Source organism: Kocuria sp. CPCC 205263, from assembly GCF_040981075.1.
In the GTDB taxonomy this organism is placed as follows: Bacteria; Actinomycetota; Actinomycetes; order Actinomycetales; family Micrococcaceae; genus Kocuria; species Kocuria rosea.
Genome location: NZ_JAVKPV010000003.1, coordinates 318,487 through 334,991, shown reverse-complemented (window position 1 = coordinate 334,991; position 16,505 = coordinate 318,487). Strand labels below are relative to the sequence as shown.

Sequence of the window (16,505 nt, the reverse complement as noted above, 5' to 3'; positions counted from 1 at the left end):
GCATGCGGAGGGGTCGCGGGGAACGGGTGGCCGGGCGGGTGCTGACGGGGGCCGCCGTCGTGTTCCTGGTGGCGTGGGCGTGGCCCATCCTCGATCCGGGGCTGGATCCGCGGCTCGTGCTGGTGTGCCGGGTGGTGCTGGGCGCGGTGTGGGCGCTGTTCGTCGGGGACTACGTGGTGCGCCTGGTGCGGGCCGGGGACTACGTGGTGCGCCTGGTGCGGGCCGGGGACCGGCGGGAGTTCGTCTCCCGTCATCTGCTGGACCTGCTGGTGCTGGTCTTCCCGGTGCTCCGGCAGCTGGAGCTGGTGCGGCTGGTCGCCCTGGTGCTCGTCGTCAACCGGCGGGCCTCGGCGGACCTGCGGGGGCGGGTGGCCGTGCACCTGGCCGGCGGGGCGCTGCTGCTGGGCGTGGTCGGGTCGCTGGCCGTGCTGGACGCCGAGCGGGGCGCTCCCGGGGCGGGCATCACGAGCTTCGGGGACGCCGCGTGGTGGACGGTCACGACCATGAGCACGGTGGGCTACGGGGACCTGTACCCGGTCACCGTGCTGGGCCGCGGTGTGGCGGTGGTCCTGATGCTGGGCGGTGTGGGGGTGCTGGGCCTGGTCACGGCTCTGCTGGCCTCCTGGCTGGTGGAGACGGTGGCCGCCCGCGGGGGCCGTGACCTGTCCCCGGAGGTCGCGGCGCTGCAGGCGCAGGTGGCGGAGCTCACCGAGCAGCTGCGCCGGCGGGAGGAGCGCGGGCCGGGTCCCCCGGACCGGGGTGCGAGGGGCGAGGACCCGCCGAGGCCCGGGACGGTGGTCCGGGGGCCGGCAGACCAGGGGGCGGCGGCCTACGGGTCGGCGGGCACGGCACGGAGCCGGCCGCCCTCGCGCAGGATATAGGCGCTGCCGTGCTCGTCCGTGCGCACGAGAGGGATCCCCCGGGTGCGCAGGTGGTCGAGGATCCGGGGGTGGGGGTGGCCGTAGTCGTTGTCCCGGCCGGCGGAGACGACAGCCAGCCGGGGACCGGCCGCGTCGATGACGGCGGTGCCGCCGTTGCGCGCGCCGTGGTGGGAGACCTTGAGCACGTCGACGTCGACGAGCGGCCCGGCGGTGCGCAGGAGGGCGCGTGCGCCCTCCTGCTCGAGGTCCCCGGTGAGCAGCCAGGAGGTGGACCCGCCGTCCTCGCCGGTGAGCTCGGCGCGCAGCACGAGGGAGGCGTTGTTCTCGTCGGAGGAGGACGGGTCGCTCCAGCGCCCCGGAGCGGTCGGTGCCGGGGCGAGGACGGTCAGGCGCAGTCCGCCCAGCGTCCGGGTCTCCCCCAGGGACGGTCGGCGGGCCGGGGTGCCGGGCAGGGCGTCGGTCAGCCCGTCCGGCGGTGCCGCGGCCGCCGTGGCGTACCAGACCTCGTCGATCCGCCCGTGCCGGGCGAGGGCGGGCAGGCCTCCGGTGTGGTCGGCGTGGGCGTGGCTGAGGACCACGAGGTCCAGGTGCTCCACCCCGCTGCGCCGCAGGCACCGTGCCAGGGCGTGCGGGTCGGGACCGGTGTCCACGAGGACGGCACGGCCCGGCGCGGTGCGCAGGAGGACGGCGTCCCCCTGGCCCACGTCGCACAGCACGGCCTCCCAGTCCGGCGGCGGACGTCGGGCGTCCACGGCGGCGCGGAGGGCCAGCGCCGCGAGGACGAGGAGCACGGCTGCGGTGGCCGCGATCCGCCGCCGCCGGCGCCGGCGGGACCGCTCCCGCCAGTGCTCCTCCGGGACGGGGACCGGCGCGGGGCCCTCGTGCAGGGACCCGGACGTCGGCCGGGGGCGCTGGCGGCGCACGTCGAGGGCGTGCACGGCGAGCAGGAGCGTCGCGCTCGCCAGGGTCATCAGCAGCACGCCCGGCAGGCCCCGGGGCCACGGAGCCAATGCCCCGGGGGCCCCGGCCAGCGCCCGGGCGGTGCCGGCGACGAGGCGCGCCCCCAGTGCGCCGACGCCCAGGGGCAGCACGGCCGCCGGGGCGCCCGCCTCGTCGGGCAGGTTCAGCAGCAGCAGTCCCGCGAGGCCGCAGACGGTCACCACCGGCACCAGCGGGGCGGCGAGGACGTTGGCCGGCAGCGAGTACACGGGCACGGCGGGCTGGAGGAGCACGAGCACCGGGGCGCACCACAGCTGGGCGGCCGCGGGGATCGCGACCGCCACGGCGAGCACCTCCGGGACCCGGGTGCCCAGCCACCGGGTCAAGGGCCGCCCGCTCACCACGATCCCCGCGGTGGCCAGCACCGAGAGGACGAAGCCGTACTCGGCGGCGAGCGCCGGCCGGACGACGACGAGGGCGATCACGGCGCCCGCAAGGGTGGCCAGGGAGACGGCGGTGCGCCCCGTGAGGAGGCTGAGGGCGGCGAGTCCGCCCATCACGGCGGCGCGCAGCACGGACGGGTTGGGACCGACGAGGAGCACGAACGCCGCCAGGGCGCCGAGGCCGGCGGCCAGGCAGGTGCGCCGACCCGCGCCGAGGGACAGCGCGGCGTGCCCGGCCAGGGCCGTGACGAGGGCGCAGTTGGCGCCGGAGACGGCCGTCAGGTGGGTCAGTCCGGTGTCCCGCATGGCCTGGTCGAGCTCCGGGCCGATCCCGGAGCGCTCGCCGAAGGTCATCCCGGGCAGCAGCCCCGCGGCGTCGGGGCCCAGTCCTGCGGTGCCGGCCACGAAGCGCTCTCGGACCTGCTCCCGCCGGCCGGGCTCCCGTGCAGGGAGGTCCGTCGGCGGGGCGGCGGCGCGCAGCACCGGGGGTCCGGGGGACGGGGGCCCGGCGGTGAGCACGGCGGTGATCCGCTGCCCCGGGACCAGCCCGGCCCAGGCGGGCCCGTCCGCGAAGACCGTGACGTCGACGTCGGCGGGTCCGCCGCGGCCCTCGTGGGTGACCTGTTCGAGGCGCAGCCCCAGGACCACGCCGGTGCGGTCCTCGTCCTCGTGGCCGGTCCCGGGGGCGGGCGCCGTCCACCGCCGGGGCGGCTCGGCCACCTTCGCCGTGACGGCCACCGTCCCGGCCCTGGCGAGCGCCGCCCCGAGCGGGCCGTGGGCGGTCTCGCGCTGGGCGGCCGTGGTGCTCAGCAGCACGGCTGTGACGGCGAGGGCGCTCAGGGCCACGGCCGACCAGGGCAGGGCCCGCCACAGCCCGGGGGCGCGGGGCCGCCCGGGAGGGGGCTCCTCCCGCCGGAGGGCGCGGGCCACGACGAGGACCAGGGCGGCGCCGAGCACCAGCGCCGCCAGGTAGAGCGCCCCGGCGGCCGCGACCCGTGCCGGGGGCAGGTGCGCGGCGACCAGACCGGTGAGCCACGCGCCCAGCGCGGCGGGGACAAGCCGCAGGTCCCAGGTGCGGCCCGGCGCGCGGGCGTCGCGGTGCTCCTGGTGCTCCAGGGCCCCGGCCCACCACTCGGCGGGGCGCCTCACACGCTCACCAGCGGGCCGAGCGACTCCATCAGGGCGGGGCCGATCCCCGGCACGGCGTCGAGGTCGGCGACGGCGGCGAATCCGCCGTGCTGCTGCCGGAACTCCACGATCCGTCCGGCCAGCACGGGCCCGACCCGCGGGAGGGTCTCGAGCTCGGCCGCGGTGGCCGTGTTGAGGTTCAGCGTCCCGCCCGGGGCTGCGCCCCCCGGTGCCCCGGTCCCGGGCGGTGCACCCGGGACCCCTGGCGGCGCCGCCGCTCCCGGCGCCGCTGCGGCTCCGGGCGCCGGACCTCCGGGAGCAGGGGCGGGAGCGGTCTCGGTGTCCGGGACGAGCACCTGCTGGCCGTCCGTGACGGGGGCGGCCAGGTTCACGGACTCCGTCACGGCGGCATCGGTGAGGCCCCCGGCGGCTTCGACCGCGTCGACGACCCGGGCCCCGGCCTCGAGGGACACGACGCCGGGGCGGGCCACCTCCCCGGTCACGTGCACGTGCAGCGTCGAACCCGCCGCGGGCGGCTGGGCCGCGGCGGGCCCGTCCCGGATCCGGTCGCCGTGCCCGCACCGGCCACGGCTCCGTCCCCGGCCCCTCGCCCGGTGTCGCCCCCGCCGTGCCGGCCGGGGTCCTGCCCGGGGTCTTGCCCGGGGTCCTGTCCGCGGTCGCCGCCCAGCTCCGCCTCGGCGAGGACGGGCCGCGCGGCAGTCTCCGGGACCTCCCCGCCGTCCCTCCCGGGCCCCAGCACCGTCCAGCTCAGCTAGGCGAGCGCGGCCAGGGCGATCAGCAGCAGCGAGGCCGGAACCCGGGTCCGGGCGGCGACCGGCCGGCGGTGGGCGGGAGCGGCCCCCGGTGCCCCGTCCTGGGGCGACGGCGCCCGGCCGGGGCCGTTGGCCTCGCCCCGGGCCTCGGCCAGCAGCGACGCCAGCCGTTCGGCGGGCGGCGGGGCACCGGGCGCGGGAGCACTGCCGGAGCCGGCCCCGGCAGCCGCCGGAACGGACGCGGAAGGCACGGGCGGGACGACGGGCGCGGGCGGGGTGGGGTTCGCTCGCCGTCGGGCGCGCGGCACGGTACCGGTCATGGCCCCAGCCCACCCCGGCCGGCCGGTCCCGCGCGCCGGACGGGGCCCCGCTGGGGACGCGCGCGGTCCCGTGGGAGACCTGTGGAGCCCGGACACCGGCCCGGCCCCCGGTCCGAGCGCCGGCCCCCGGGTGCGGGGCGGGGGCCGGGAGCGGCGGGGCGTCGTCGTCGTGCTCCCGTGCGGGAGCGGCGGCTCAGGCCACGATGTTGACGAGCTTGGGCGCGCGCACGATCACCTTGCGGATCTGGGCGTCGCCCAGCTGGCGGCGGATCGTCTCCGAGCCCAGGGCGAGCTCGCGCAGGGCGTCCTCGCCGATGTCGGCGGGCACCTCGAGCCGGTCCCGGACCTTGCCCTTGATCTGCACCACGGCGGTGACGGTGTCGTCCACCAGCAGCTCCGGGTCGACGGCGGGCCAGCCGGCGACGACGACGGAGCCCTCGTGGCCCAGCGCATGCCACATGTCCTCGGCCGTGTACGGGGCGACCAGCGACAGCAGGACCGCGACCGCCTCGACGGCCTCGCGCACGGCGGGGTCGGCGGGCCCGCAGCCGGAGTCGATGGCCTTGCGGACCACGTTCACCAGCTCCATGGTCTTGGCGATCACCACGTTGAACTTCGCGGCGTCGAGCAGCTGGGCGGCGTCGTCGACGGCCCGGTGGGTCGCCCGGCGCACGGACAGGTCCCCGTCGGCCGGGTCGGCCCCGGGGTCGCCGGTCACGTCCTGGGCCAGGCGCCAGGCCCGGGCCAGGAACTTCTGGGAGCCCTGCGGGGAGACGTCGGCCCAGTCCACGTCGTCCTCCGGCGGGGAGGCGAAGACCATGGTCAGGCGCACGGCGTCCACGCCGAACCGGTCGAGCTGCTCGCCCAGGTCCACGCCGTTGCCCAGGGACTTGGACATCGCCCGGCCCCCGTTGAGCACCTGGCCCTGGTTCAGCAGCGCCTTGAACGGCTCGGTGAAGTCCACGAGCCCCAGGTCGAAGAGCACCTTGGTGAAGAACCGGGAGTAGAGCAGGTGCAGGATCGCGTGCTCCACGCCGCCCACGTACTGGTCCACGGGCAGCCACTTGCGGGTCTGCTCGAGGTCGAACGCCGCGGTCTCGTCGTTCGGGGAGGCGAAGCGCAGGTAGTACCAGGAGGAGTCCACGAAGGTGTCCATGGTGTCGGTGTCGCGCAGGGCGGGTCCGTCGCAGGAGGGGCAGTTCACGTGCACCCAGGACTCGGCCGCCGCGAGCGGGGACCGGCCCTTGGGCGCGAGCTGCTCGCCGCGCAGGTCGTCGGGCAGCCGCACCGGCAGCTGCTCCTCGGGCACCGGCACCTCGCCGCAGGCCCCGCAGTGCACGATCGGGATGGGCGCCCCCCAGAAGCGCTGGCGGGACAGCAGCCAGTCGCGCAGCCGGAAGTTGACCTGGCGGTTGCCCGTCCCGGCGGCCTCGACCAGACCGATGGCGCGCTCGATGGCCTCGGTCTTCTCCAGCCCGGAGAGCTCGCCCGAGTTGATCAGGGTGCCCTCGCCCGTGGTGGCGGTCCCGGTGACGGCGGGGTCCTCCTCGCCGGTGTCGAGCACCGCGCGCACGGGCAGGTCGAAGGTGCGGGCGAAGTCGAGGTCGCGCTGGTCGTGGGCGGGCACGGCCATGATCGCGCCGGTGCCGTAGTCGGCCAGCACGTAGTCCGCGGCCCACACGGGCAGCTTCTCGCCGTTGAGCGGGTTGACGGCGTGGCGGCCCAGGAACACCCCGGTCTTCTGCCGGTCGGTGGCCTGGCGCTCGATGTCGGACAGCGCCTTGACCTGCTCGCGGTAGGCGGCCAGCTCCGCCGCGTGCTCCGGGGCGACGATCTGCCCGGCCAGCTCCGCGTCCGCGGCGACCACGAAGAACGTGGCGCCGTAGAGGGTGTCGGGGCGGGTCGTGAACACGGTGACCTCGCGGTCCGTGCCGCCCTCGCCGGCGCCCTCGATGGCGAAGCGCACGTGGGCTCCCTCGGAGCGCCCGATCCAGTTGCGCTGCATGGCCAGCACCCGCTCGGGCCAGTGGCCCTCGAGGGCGGCCATGTCCTCCAGCAGCCGGTCGGCGTAGTCGGTGATCTTAAAGTACCACTGGTTCAGGGCCTTCTTCGTCACCGGGGTGTGGCAGCGCTCGCACGCCCCGTTGACGACCTGCTCGTTGGCCAGCACCGTCTGGTCCTTGGGGCACCAGTTGACCGGCGAGTTCTTCCGGTACGCCAGGCCCTTGCGGTGGAACTGCAGGAACAGCCACTGCGTCCACCGGTAGTACTCGGGGTCGGAGGTGTGGATCTCCCGGGACCAGTCCGCGCTGATCGCGTAGCGCTGGAAGGAGGCCTTCTGCGTCTCGATGTTGGCGTAGGTCCACTCCGCCGGGTGGGCGTCGCGCTTGATCGCCGCGTTCTCCGCCGGCAGCCCGAAGGAGTCCCAGCCGATCGGGTGCAGCACGTCGTAGCCGCGCTGGCGCCAGTACCGGGCCACCACGTCCCCCATCGCGAAGGCCTCCGCGTGCCCCATGTGCAGGTCGCCCGAGGGATAGGGGAACATGTCCAGGACGTAGCGGCGCTCCCGCGAGCCGTCGTCGGCGGGCGCGTAGACCTGCTGCTCCGCCCAGAACGACGGCCACGCCGCCTCGATGGCACGGAAGTCGTACCCGGTGGTCTCGGTCGTGTGCTGCTGTTCGGTCACGGTCCTCGCCTTCGCGGTCGTGGACCGCCGCCGGCCCCGGAACGGGCGGCGCGCGGTCGCGTGTGCGGCACCCGGGCATCACGGATGCCCGGCGGTGCGCCGACGGTGGTGGAATCCGTCCCATCCTAGCCCAGCGCCGCCCGGCCCCCCGGCCCGCAGCGGCTAGCATCGACAGCGGGCCGGGACGCACCGGGCGCCTGCCGGGCCCGCAGGGAGGAACCATGGCGGCAGCGGCCGGCGCACGGCACGGCGCGGCGGACGGCGGCAGGCCCACCGGCACGGGCCGCGACGCCGACGTGCCGGACAGTGCGGTGCAGAACCCCTGGGCAGAGCGGCGCAGCATGGTCCTGGGCGGGCACAAGGTGCGCTACTGGTTCTACGACGTCGACCGGGCCCCCAAGCCCCTGCTCGTGCTGGTCCACGGCTTCCGCGGCGACCACCACGGCCTGCAACTGGTCGCCGACCGGCTCCGCGAGCGCTACCACGTGGTCGTCCCCGACCTGCCCGGCTTCGGCCGCTCCGAGCCCTTCCCCGACCGGCCCCACGACATCGCCGGGTACGCGGAGTTCCTGCGCGGCTTCGTGGAGACCCTCACCGACGGCGCGGTGCACGACGGCGCCCCGCACGGGGTCGCCGTGCTGGGCCACTCCTTCGGCTCGGTGGTCGCCGCCCACTTCGCCGCCGCCCACCCGGCGATGGTCGAGCGGCTGGTGCTCGTCAACCCGATCTGCGAGCCCGCGCTGGAGGGCGAACAGGCGCTGCTGAGCCGCCTGACGGTGGGCTACTACCGGCTGGGCCGGGCCCTGCCCCGGCGGCTGGGCCGGCGGCTGCTCTCCAGCTGGCTCGTCACGGACGCGATGAGCGGGGTGATGACCAAGTCGCAGGACCCCCGGGTGCGCGGCTACGTGCGCCACCAGCACCGCGCCTACTTCTCGTCCTTCGCGGACCGGGACGTGCTGCTGGAGGCCTACGAGGCCTCCGTCTCGCACACCGTCGCGGAGGTCGCGATGCAGCTGAGCATGCCGACCCTGCTGGTCGTGGGCGCGCAGGACGAGCTGGGCTCGCTCGCCGCGCAGCGGACCATGGCCTCCTGGATCCCCCGGCACCGCCTCGAGGTCCTCGACGGCGTGGGCCACCTCATCCACTACGAGGCCCCCGGGCGCACCGCCGAGCTGGTCCACGACTTCCTCTCCTCCCCGGCCCCCGAGCCGGTCCCCGGCCCGCCCCCCGGACCGGACGGCGGGCCGCCCGCGCTGCACACGCAGGCGCCCCCCGCCGACGCCCCCGCCCCCGACACCGCCCCGTTCACCGGTCTGCAGCGCATCGTGCGCCGCGGGCACCGGGCCCGCCGGGACCAGCCCGGAGGACGCCGCCGGTGAGACTGCTCCTGGACGCCCGCTACACCCGTCCCGACCGCCACGACGGGATCAGCCGCTACGGGGCGAGCCTGGCCGAGGCCGTGGCCGGTCTCGCCGGCGCAACCCCCGGCCTGGACGTGGCCCTGCTCGTCAGCGACCCCCGCCAGCTCGCCCGGCTGCCGGAGCTCCCGCACGTCACCGGGCCCTCCCCCGTGTCGGCCGCCGAGGCCGCCACGGCGCTGGTGCTCAACCGGTACGCGCCCGACGTCGTGTTCTCCCCCATGCAGACCATGGGCTCCGCGGGCCGCCGGCACGGGTTGATCCTCACCCTGCACGACCTCATCTACTACGACCACCCCGAGCCGCCCGGGGACCTGCCCGCCGCCGTGCGGGCCGGCTGGCGGCTCTACCACCGGGCCTGGTGGCCCCAGCGGGTCCTGCTGGACCGCGCCGACGCCGTGGTGACCGTCTCGCACACCACCCGGGAGCTGATCGCCGCCCACCGGCTCACCCGCCGCCCCGTGCACGTGGTGCCCAACGCCCCCCAGCCCGGTTCCGTGCTCCCCACCGGGCAGGCCCTGGCACGGCTGCCCCGGCGCAGCCGGAAGCTGCTCTACATGGGCTCCTTCCTCCCGTACAAGAACGTGGAGACCCTGCTGCGCGCGGCCGGCCGGCTCCCGGACCACGAGCTGCACCTGCTCTCCCGGATCTCCCCCGCCCGCCGCGCCCAGCTGGAGGCCCTCGTCCCGGACGGGGCGCGGGTCGTCTTCCACGACGGGGTGGACGAGACCGAGTACGCCGCCCTGCTCGCCGAGGCGGCCGCCCTGGTGCACGCGTCCCGGGCCGAGGGATACGGGCTGCCGCTCGTGGAGGCGCTCGCGGCGGGCACGCCCGTGGTGTGCAGCGACCTGCCGATCTTCCGGGAGGTCGCCGGGGGCGCCGCCGGCTACGCCGCGCCCGGCGACGACGCCGGGTTCGCCGCCGCCGTGCGCGCGCTCGAGGACCCGGCCCGGGCCCGCGCCCGGGTGCTGGCCGGGCTCGAGCGGGCCCGGGCCTACTCGTGGGATGACTCCGCGCGCGAGCTGCTGGCGGTCGCCCGCGGCGTCCACGAGGCCCGCACCCGGCGCCGCCGCGCCTAGGGCACCGACCAGGTGTGCACCGGCTCGTTCTCGTCCATGTGCTCGGCGTAGGCCTCCAGCATCCGGCGCAGGGCGGTGGGCCGGTCCGCGCCGTGGCGCTCGAAGTGCTCCACCGCCCGGGTCTGCCACACCGCGCCGTTGACCCCCGAGACGCACCGGCCCTCGATGATCCCCAGATAGCGCTCGCGCACCTCCGGGGCGACCCCCCACTCCTCGAGGCCCTGGTGGGCCAGCGGGAGGAGGTGGCGCAGGACGAGCTCGTCGGCGCTGACCTCCCCGAAGCCGGGCCAGTACAGCCGGGCGTCGATGCCGTCCCGGGCGGCGCGGGTAAAGTTCTCGGCGCAGGCCGGGAAGCTCATCCGGGTCCACACCGGCCGCTCCTGCCGGGCCAGCACGCGCGCGGCCCCGTAGTAGAACGCGGCGTTGGCCATCACGTCGGTGATCGTCGGGCCCGCGGGCAGCACCCGGTTCTCCACCCGCAGGTGCGGGCGGCCGCCGACGACGTCGTAGATCGGCCGGTTCCAGCGGTAGACCGTCCCGTTGTGCAGCCGCAGCTCCGAGAGGTCCGGGGCGATCCCGGCCCGCAGCTTCGCGGCCGGGTCCTCCTCGGAGCTCTCGGCCAGCAGCGCCGGGAACCAGCGGACGTTCTCCTCGAACAGGTCGAAGATCGAGGTGATCCACCGCTCGCCGAAGAACACCCGCGGGCGCACCCCCTGGTTCTTCAGCTCGACCGGGCGGGTGTCCGTGGCTTGGGTGAACAGCGCGATCCGGGTCTCGGCGTGCAGCCGCCGGCCGTAGAAGAACGGGCTGTTCGCGCCGAGGGCGATCTGCGGGGCGGACAGCGCCTGGGCGGCGTTCCAGTGCGACGCGAACTGGGCGGGGGCGACCTGCAGGTGCAGCTGGACGCTGGTGCACGCCGACTCGGGGGCGATCGAGTCGCACCAGGTGTCGACCCGCTCACCGGTGGGCCCCTCGATCTCGAGGCGGATGTCCTCCCCGCGCGCCACGAAGATGGAGTCGTTGAGCGCCGTGTAGCGGTTGTTGTCGCTGATCCACTCCTGCTCGTAGTGCTCGGGCCGCAGGGTGGGCAGGATGCCGATCGTCACGATCCGCGAGCCGACCCCGCGGGCCGCGGCGTCCGCGGCGTTCAGCGAGGCGCGCAGGTCCTCCTCGAGCTCCAGGGCGGCCCGTCCGGGCAGCGGGCGGGGAGGCACGTTGAGCTCGATGTTGTACCGCGCCAGCTCGGTCTGGTACCCGGGGTCGGCGATCGCGGCGAGCACCTCGTCGTTGTGGAAGTGCGGGTCGAACCTCCCGTCGACGAGGTTGAGCTCGATCTCCAGCCCCGTCATGGGCCGGTCGAACTCGAACGAGGCGCGGGCGAGCATCTGCTCGAACACGTCAAGGTCCTCGCGGACCTTCTCCCGGTAGCGCTGGCGCTGCTCGCGCGTGTAGCTGCGGGAACTGACCTCTTCGCCCACGGTGGCCTCCGACTCCCGGCCGCGGCGCGGCCCCAGGACACCAACCAACCACACAGCGGCCCGTGCGCCAACACCCGGGCGCACCCGCCGCTGCGCCGTCCGCGGGTGCGCCCCGGCCGGCGTGGTCCTCAGAGCAGGTCGGTGACGTCGCAGCGCACGTGCACCGGGGCGTGCTTGCGCAGCGCAGAGGCTTTCGACCGGGCGGCCCGCAGCCGCCGGGTGACCTCCCCGGCCACGCCGTAGCCGAAGAACAGCAGCGCCCGGTGCGGGGCCGGCTCCCCGTCGGGCCCGGGCTCGTGGTCCTCCAGGGGCGCGGGCCCGATGACCCGCACGGCGGGCGGCAGCTCGAGGTCGGCCAGGAACGCCGCGACCGCCGCGGCCGGGCCCGTCACGGCCGCCGAGCGCACGGCCGGGGGCAGGCCCAGGGACTGGCGCTCCACCAGCTCGCGCTCGGCGTACCCGGCCGGGTCCCACCGCACGAGCGCGCCCACGGCGGCCTCGTGCTCCGCGGTGACCACCACGATCCCGCCGTCCCGGGCGCGGCGCACCAGCGCGGCGGCGTTGAACCACCGGCGCAGCGTCTGCTCCGCGGCGCGCAGGGCGGGGCGCATCAGCATCCGGTTGCCGTCCAGCAGCAGGGCGGCCGCGTAGCCGCCCTCCGCGACCGGCTCGGCGCCCGGGGTGGCCACGACGAGGGCGGGCGTGCCGGGGACGTCCGCGCGCACCGCGTCGCCCGAGGACGCCACGACGGGCACCTTCGGGAACGCCCGCCCCAGCTCCTCGGCGGTGCGCAGCGCCCCGACGGTGACCAGGCGCATCCGGGGGGACCCGCAGGCGGCGCAGGACCAGGCGTGCGCCGAGCGGCCGCACCAGCCGCACCGGGGCACCCCGCGCCGGGACACGACCCCGAGGGGCCCGTCGCAGGCGGTGCAGCGGGCGGGCTCCCGGCAGCGCTCGCAGGCGAGGTGCGGGGCGTAGCCGGCGCGGGCGACCTGGACCAGGACGGGGCCCCGCTCGAGGGCCTCGCGGGCCGCGCGGTAGGCGGTCTCGGGCAGCCGGGCCCGGGAGGCCATCGGGTCCCGGGCTGCGTGGAAGGAGTCGGCGGTGGAGACGATCCGCGGGGCGTGGACGCGCAGCACGTCCCGCGCGGGGGCGATCCGGCGGGCCCACCCGGAGACGACGAGCCGCTGCGCCTCGGGGCTGACCGCGTGACCGGCGAACAGCGCCGCGCACCCGCTGCGCCCGGCGCGCAGCAGCAGCACGTCCCGGACGTGCTGGTAGGGGGCGCGCTGCTCCACGAGGTTCTCGTCGCCGTCGTCGAAGCACGCCACGAGGCCGAGGTCGTCCACGGGGGCGTACGCGGCGGAGCGGGTGCCGAGGACCACCCGGACCTGCCCGGTGGCCGCGGCGAGGAACGCCCGGTAGCGGGGCGTGGGCCCGTCCTCGGCGTGCAGGCGCACCAGGTGCTCCCCGCCGATCTCGTCCGCGACCGAGCGCTCGAGCCGCGCCAGCGCCTTCTGGTCCGCGACGACGGCGACCGCCCCGCGCCCGGCCCGCCACGCCGCGCCGATCGCGGCGGCCAGGACGTCCGTCCAGTCGTGGGCGGGATGGGCGGGCAGCACCTCGACGACGGCCCGCGGGGAGGCCCCCGCCGCCAGCTCCGCCAGGAACTGCGCACCGCCGGCGTAGTCCGCCAGCGCGGCGTCGTGGGAGGGGCCCGGGGCGTGCGGGGACAGCCCGGTCGAGTGGCCGGGCACCTCGGCCAGCCGCTGCTCGACCTCCTTCTCCACGCGGGCGACGCGGGGCGGGACGGCCACCCGGACGACGTCCGCGGCCGTGCCGGCCGAGCGGGCGGCGACGTCCTCGGCCAGCCGCGCGATCTCCGGGGCCAGCACGGGCAGCGGGGACAGCACCCGGCGCAGGGGCTGGATCCGGTGCATGACCTCGGACTCGCCCGTGCGCTCGAGCACGAAGCCCGTCAGCTCCTGCCCGCCGAAGCCGACCTTGACGCGGGCGCCCGGCACCGCCGCCCCGGCCAGCTCGGCCGGCACGAGGTAGTCGAACGGACGGTCGAGGTGCGGGACGTGGGTGTCCAGCAGCACCCGGGCCACGGGGTCGTGCTCGGCCGGCAGCACCGCGCCCACACCCTTCGCGTCCTCGCGCGGCGGCCGGGGCGGGAAGCCCGAGAGGAGCGACAGCTGCCGCGGGCCCTCCGCGGCGTCCCCGGCGCCCTCCGGGTCCACGGTCAGACCCCGGCGGCCGACCGCAGGTCCGCGACGCGGTCGGTGCGCTCCCAGGTGAACTCGGGCTCGGAGCGGCCGAAGTGCCCGTGCGCGGCGGTGCGCGCGTAGATGGGGCGCTTGAGGTCCAGGTCCTCGATGATGGCCAGCGGCCGCAGGTCGAAGACCTCACGGATGGCGTGCTCGATCCGGGTGGGGGCGACCTTCTCGGTGCCGAAGGTCTCGACGTAGAGCCCGACGGGGGCGGCGCGCCCGATCGCGTACGCGACCTGGACCTCCACGCGGTCGGCGAGGCCGGCCGCCACCACGTTCTTGGCCACCCAGCGCATCGCGTAGGCGGCGGAACGGTCCACCTTCGAGGGGTCCTTGCCGGAGAAGGCGCCCCCGCCGTGGCGGGCCATGCCGCCGTAGGTGTCCACGATGATCTTGCGGCCGGTCAGACCGGCGTCCCCCACGGGCCCGCCGCGCACGAAGTTGCCGGCCGGGTTGATGATCACCTGGGTGCCGGAGAGGTCCAGCCCGGACTCCTCGAGCACGGGGCTGATCACGCTGCGCCGCAGGTCGGAGGCGAGCTGGTCGAGGTCGTAGCCCTCGACGTGCTGGGCGGAGACCACCACGGTGTCCACGGCCACCGGGCGGTCGCCGTCGTAGCCGAGGGTGACCTGGGTCTTGCCGTCGGGGCGCAGACCCGGCAGCACGGCGGTCTTGCGCACGCGGGTGAGCTGCTCGGAGAGGCGGTGGGCGATGTGGATCGGCGCCGGCATCAGCACCTCCGTCTCGTTGGAGGCGTAGCCGAACATGATGCCCTGGTCCCCGGCGCCCTGGACGTCGCGGGCGTCGCGGGCGGTGCCCTCGCGGACCTCGAGGGACTGGAACACGCCCTCGTAGATCTCCGGGGACTGCTCCCCGACGCTGATGGACACCCCGCAGAACTCGCCGTCGAAGCCGTGCACCGAGGAGTTGTAGCCGATGTCGAGCAGCGTCTTGCGCACCACGTTGGGGATCTCCACGTAGCCGCGGGTCTTCACCTCGCCGGCGACGTGCACCAGCCCGGTGGTCACCATGGTCTCGACCGCCACGGAGGACTCGGGGTCCTGGCGCAGGAGGTCGTCCAGGATGGAGTCGCTGATCTGGTCGCAGATCTTGTCGGGGTGTCCCTCCGTGACGGACTCGGAGGTGAACAGTCTCAAGTGCTGGGTCGTCTCGCTCACGGGAGACCACACTACCGGGCGCCCCGGACGGCGCAGCGCCGCACCGGTCGGCGCCGCCGGCCCGGGCGGGTCAGGCTCCGGCGCGGACGCCGGCCAGCTCCTGCGAGATCCGCGCCACGAGCCCGCGGGCCACGTCCGCCTTGGAGCCCTCGAGCACCTGCTCGGGGGCACCGGCCGCGCTGAGCACGGTCAGGGTGGTGGTGTCCTGGCCGAAGACGAGGTTCTCGCCCACGTGGTTGACGGCCAGCAGGTCGCAGCCCTTGCGCACGAGCTTCCGGCGCCCGAACGTCAGGGGGTCGGTCTCGGCGTCCCCGGTCTCGGCGGCGAAGCCGACGAGGAGCTGGCGGCGCCGGGCGGTGTTGCGCAGGTCCACGAGCTCCCTGAGGACGTCGGGGTTGCGCACCAGCTCGAGCACCGGGTTGGACCCATCCTCGGCCTTCTTCAGCTTGGCGTCGGCGATCCGGGCCGGGCGGTAGTCGGCCACCGCGGCGGCCATCACCACGACGTCGGCCCGCGCCGCGGCGCGCACGCAGGCGCGGCGCAGCTGCTCCGCGGTGCCGGCGTGCACGACCTCGACGCCGGCGGGCACCGGCGTCTCGAGGTGGGCGGCCACGAGGGTGACCGCGGCGCCGGCGTCCCGGGCGGCGGCGGCGATCGCCACGCCCTGCTTGCCGGAGGAGCGGTTGCCCAGGAAACGGACGGGGTCCAGCGGCTCGCGGGTGCCGCCCGCGCTCACGAGCACCCGCGTGCCGGCCAGCGGGCCGTCGGGGGCGCCGCCGTCCCCGGCCAGGCGCAGCGCGGCGTCGCGGACGACCTCGGGCTCGGGCAGCCGGCCGGGGCCCGAGTCGGGGCCGGTGAGCCGGCCGTCGGCGGGCTCCAGGACGGTGTGCCCGTGGGCGCGCAGCTGCGCGACGTTGGCCTGCACGGCCGGGTTGAGCCACATCTCGGTGTGCATCGCCGGGGCGAACAGCACCGGGGCGCGCGTGGCGAGCAGCGTGGTGGTCAGCAGGTCGTCGGCGTGCCCGTGGGCGGCGCGCGCCAGCAGGTCGGCGGTCGCCGGGGCGACGACGACGAGGTCGGCGGCCTGGCCCTGGTGGACGTGGTTGACCTCGTCCACCCGGTCGAAGACGTCCGTGCTGACCCGCTGACCCGAGAGCGCCTCCCAGGTGGGGGCGCCGACGAAGCGCAGCGCGGCCTCGGTGGGAACGGGCACCACCGTGTGGCCGCTCTCGGTGAACAGGCGCAGGAGCAGCGCCGCCTTGTACGCGGCGATGCCCCCGCCGATGCCGAGGACGATCCTCACGCCGCCGCGCCCCGTCGTCGGGGTGCCGGCCCGCTCACAGGTCCTGGAGGTCCCCGGGCTCGCGCCCCGGCTCTTCCGGAGCGGCGTCCGCCGCGTCGCCGGCGCCGTCGGAGGCGTTGTCGGCGGCGATGGCCGCGCCGCTGCCGGGCAGGTCGCCCAGCGGCTCGGCCGGGCTGTCGTCGCCCGAGGAGAAGTCCACCGAGGTGCCGCCGGAGAAGGCGGCGTCCGCGGAGAAGTCCACGGCGCTCTCCTCGGTGCCCTGGGCGAAGAAGTCGGCGCCGAAGACGTCGGCGGCGAGGTCGGCCTCCGTGGTGAGCTGGCCGTTCTCGGCGAACCCGGCGTGCTCGACCGGGCGGCCCTCGATGAGGCCCTCGTCGATCTCGCGGAAGGCGATCGACAGCGGCTTCTCGTTGAGCTGGGTGTCCACGAGGGGACCGACGTACTCGAAGAGGCCCTCGTGCAGCTGCGAGTAGTAGGCATTGATCTGCCGGGCCCGCCGGGCGCCGAAGATCACGAGCCCGTACTTGGAGTCGGACTTCTTCAGCAGGGCGTCGATCGGCGGGTTGATGATGCCTTCGGTGTGGGTAGACAAGCGATTGCTCCAGA

At 76.2% G+C, this 16,505-nt stretch carries 12 protein-coding genes; 3 read left to right on the top strand and 9 right to left on the bottom strand.

The genetic code is table 11. The annotated features are described in order from the left end of the window. The first annotated feature begins 2 nt into the window (after positions 1-2). Positions 3-881, top strand: coding sequence for a potassium channel family protein (locus tag RF647_RS06315; RefSeq protein WP_368810989.1), 879 nt, complete (start codon positions 3-5; stop codon positions 879-881). Here the strand turns inward: RF647_RS06315 and RF647_RS06310 are convergent. The 4 genes from RF647_RS06310 to leuS all read right to left on the bottom strand — a co-directional run bounded on the left by RF647_RS06310 (position 830) and on the right by leuS (position 7,170). Next, positions 830-3,412 (bottom strand): ComEC/Rec2 family competence protein, encoded by a 2,583-nt coding sequence (locus RF647_RS06310; protein ID WP_368810988.1) that lies wholly within the window; start codon positions 3,410-3,412, stop codon positions 830-832. The genes RF647_RS06315 and RF647_RS06310 overlap by 52 nt on opposite strands. After that, positions 3,409-3,900, bottom strand: a complete 492-nt coding sequence (locus RF647_RS06305; RefSeq protein WP_368810987.1) for a helix-hairpin-helix domain-containing protein — start codon at positions 3,898-3,900, stop codon at positions 3,409-3,411. The genes RF647_RS06310 and RF647_RS06305 overlap by 4 nt, the downstream gene beginning before the upstream one ends. A gap of 263 nt (positions 3,901-4,163) precedes the next feature. Beyond that, positions 4,164-4,484, bottom strand: a complete 321-nt coding sequence (locus RF647_RS06300) for a hypothetical protein (RefSeq protein WP_368810986.1) — start codon at positions 4,482-4,484, stop codon at positions 4,164-4,166. A 193-nt stretch (positions 4,485-4,677) separates the two neighbouring features. Further along, the gene (gene leuS, locus RF647_RS06295) at positions 4,678-7,170 is read right to left on the bottom strand and encodes a leucine--tRNA ligase (protein ID WP_368810985.1); all 2,493 of its coding nucleotides are present in this window, start codon (positions 7,168-7,170) and stop codon (positions 4,678-4,680) included. A gap of 221 nt (positions 7,171-7,391) precedes the next feature. On the opposite strand from leuS, the gene RF647_RS06290 reads away from it, so the two are divergent. Together RF647_RS06290 and RF647_RS06285 are read left to right on the top strand one after the other, a co-directional pair. Then, positions 7,392-8,549: an alpha/beta fold hydrolase gene (locus tag RF647_RS06290; RefSeq protein ID WP_368810984.1), complete on the top strand. Its 1,158-nt coding sequence runs from the start codon at positions 7,392-7,394 to the stop codon at positions 8,547-8,549. Further along, positions 8,546-9,667 carry a glycosyltransferase gene (locus RF647_RS06285; protein WP_368810983.1) on the top strand — a complete coding sequence of 374 codons (1,122 nt, stop codon included), beginning with the start codon at positions 8,546-8,548 and terminating at the stop codon, positions 9,665-9,667. Before RF647_RS06290 ends, RF647_RS06285 begins: the two co-directional genes overlap by 4 nt. Here the strand turns inward: RF647_RS06285 and RF647_RS06280 are convergent. The 5 genes from RF647_RS06280 to rpoZ form a co-directional block, all read right to left on the bottom strand. Further along, a complete protein-coding gene (locus RF647_RS06280; RefSeq protein WP_368810982.1) occupies positions 9,664-11,145 on the bottom strand; it encodes a glutamate--cysteine ligase in 1,482 nt (493 codons plus the stop codon). The genes RF647_RS06285 and RF647_RS06280 overlap by 4 nt on opposite strands. A gap of 128 nt (positions 11,146-11,273) precedes the next feature. Next, entirely contained in the window at positions 11,274-13,388 is a 2,115-nt protein-coding gene (locus RF647_RS06275) for a primosomal protein N' (RefSeq protein WP_368810981.1), read from the bottom strand. 2 nt (positions 13,389-13,390) lie between these two features. Further along, entirely contained in the window at positions 13,391-14,596 is a 1,206-nt protein-coding gene (metK, locus tag RF647_RS06270) for a methionine adenosyltransferase (protein ID WP_368810980.1), read from the bottom strand. Between the two features lie 70 nt (positions 14,597-14,666). Then, positions 14,667-15,899, bottom strand: a complete 1,233-nt coding sequence (gene coaBC, locus RF647_RS06265; protein ID WP_368810979.1) for a bifunctional phosphopantothenoylcysteine decarboxylase/phosphopantothenate--cysteine ligase CoaBC — start codon at positions 15,897-15,899, stop codon at positions 14,667-14,669. 34 nt (positions 15,900-15,933) lie between these two features. Beyond that, positions 15,934-16,491 carry a DNA-directed RNA polymerase subunit omega gene (gene rpoZ / locus RF647_RS06260; RefSeq protein ID WP_017832309.1) on the bottom strand — a complete coding sequence of 186 codons (558 nt, stop codon included), beginning with the start codon at positions 16,489-16,491 and terminating at the stop codon, positions 15,934-15,936. Positions 16,492-16,505 lie beyond the last annotated feature (14 nt).

Excerpts from the sequence above, each read along its gene's own strand:
- RF647_RS06290 (WP_368810984.1), top strand. The coding sequence starts at position 7,392 with ATGGCGGCAGCGGCCGGCGCACGGCACGGCGCGGCGGACGGCGGCAGG.
- RF647_RS06300 (WP_368810986.1), bottom strand. The coding sequence starts at position 4,484 with ATGACCGGTACCGTGCCGCGCGCCCGACGGCGAGCGAACCCCACCCCG.
- RF647_RS06315 (WP_368810989.1), top strand. The coding sequence starts at position 3 with ATGCGGAGGGGTCGCGGGGAACGGGTGGCCGGGCGGGTGCTGACGGGG.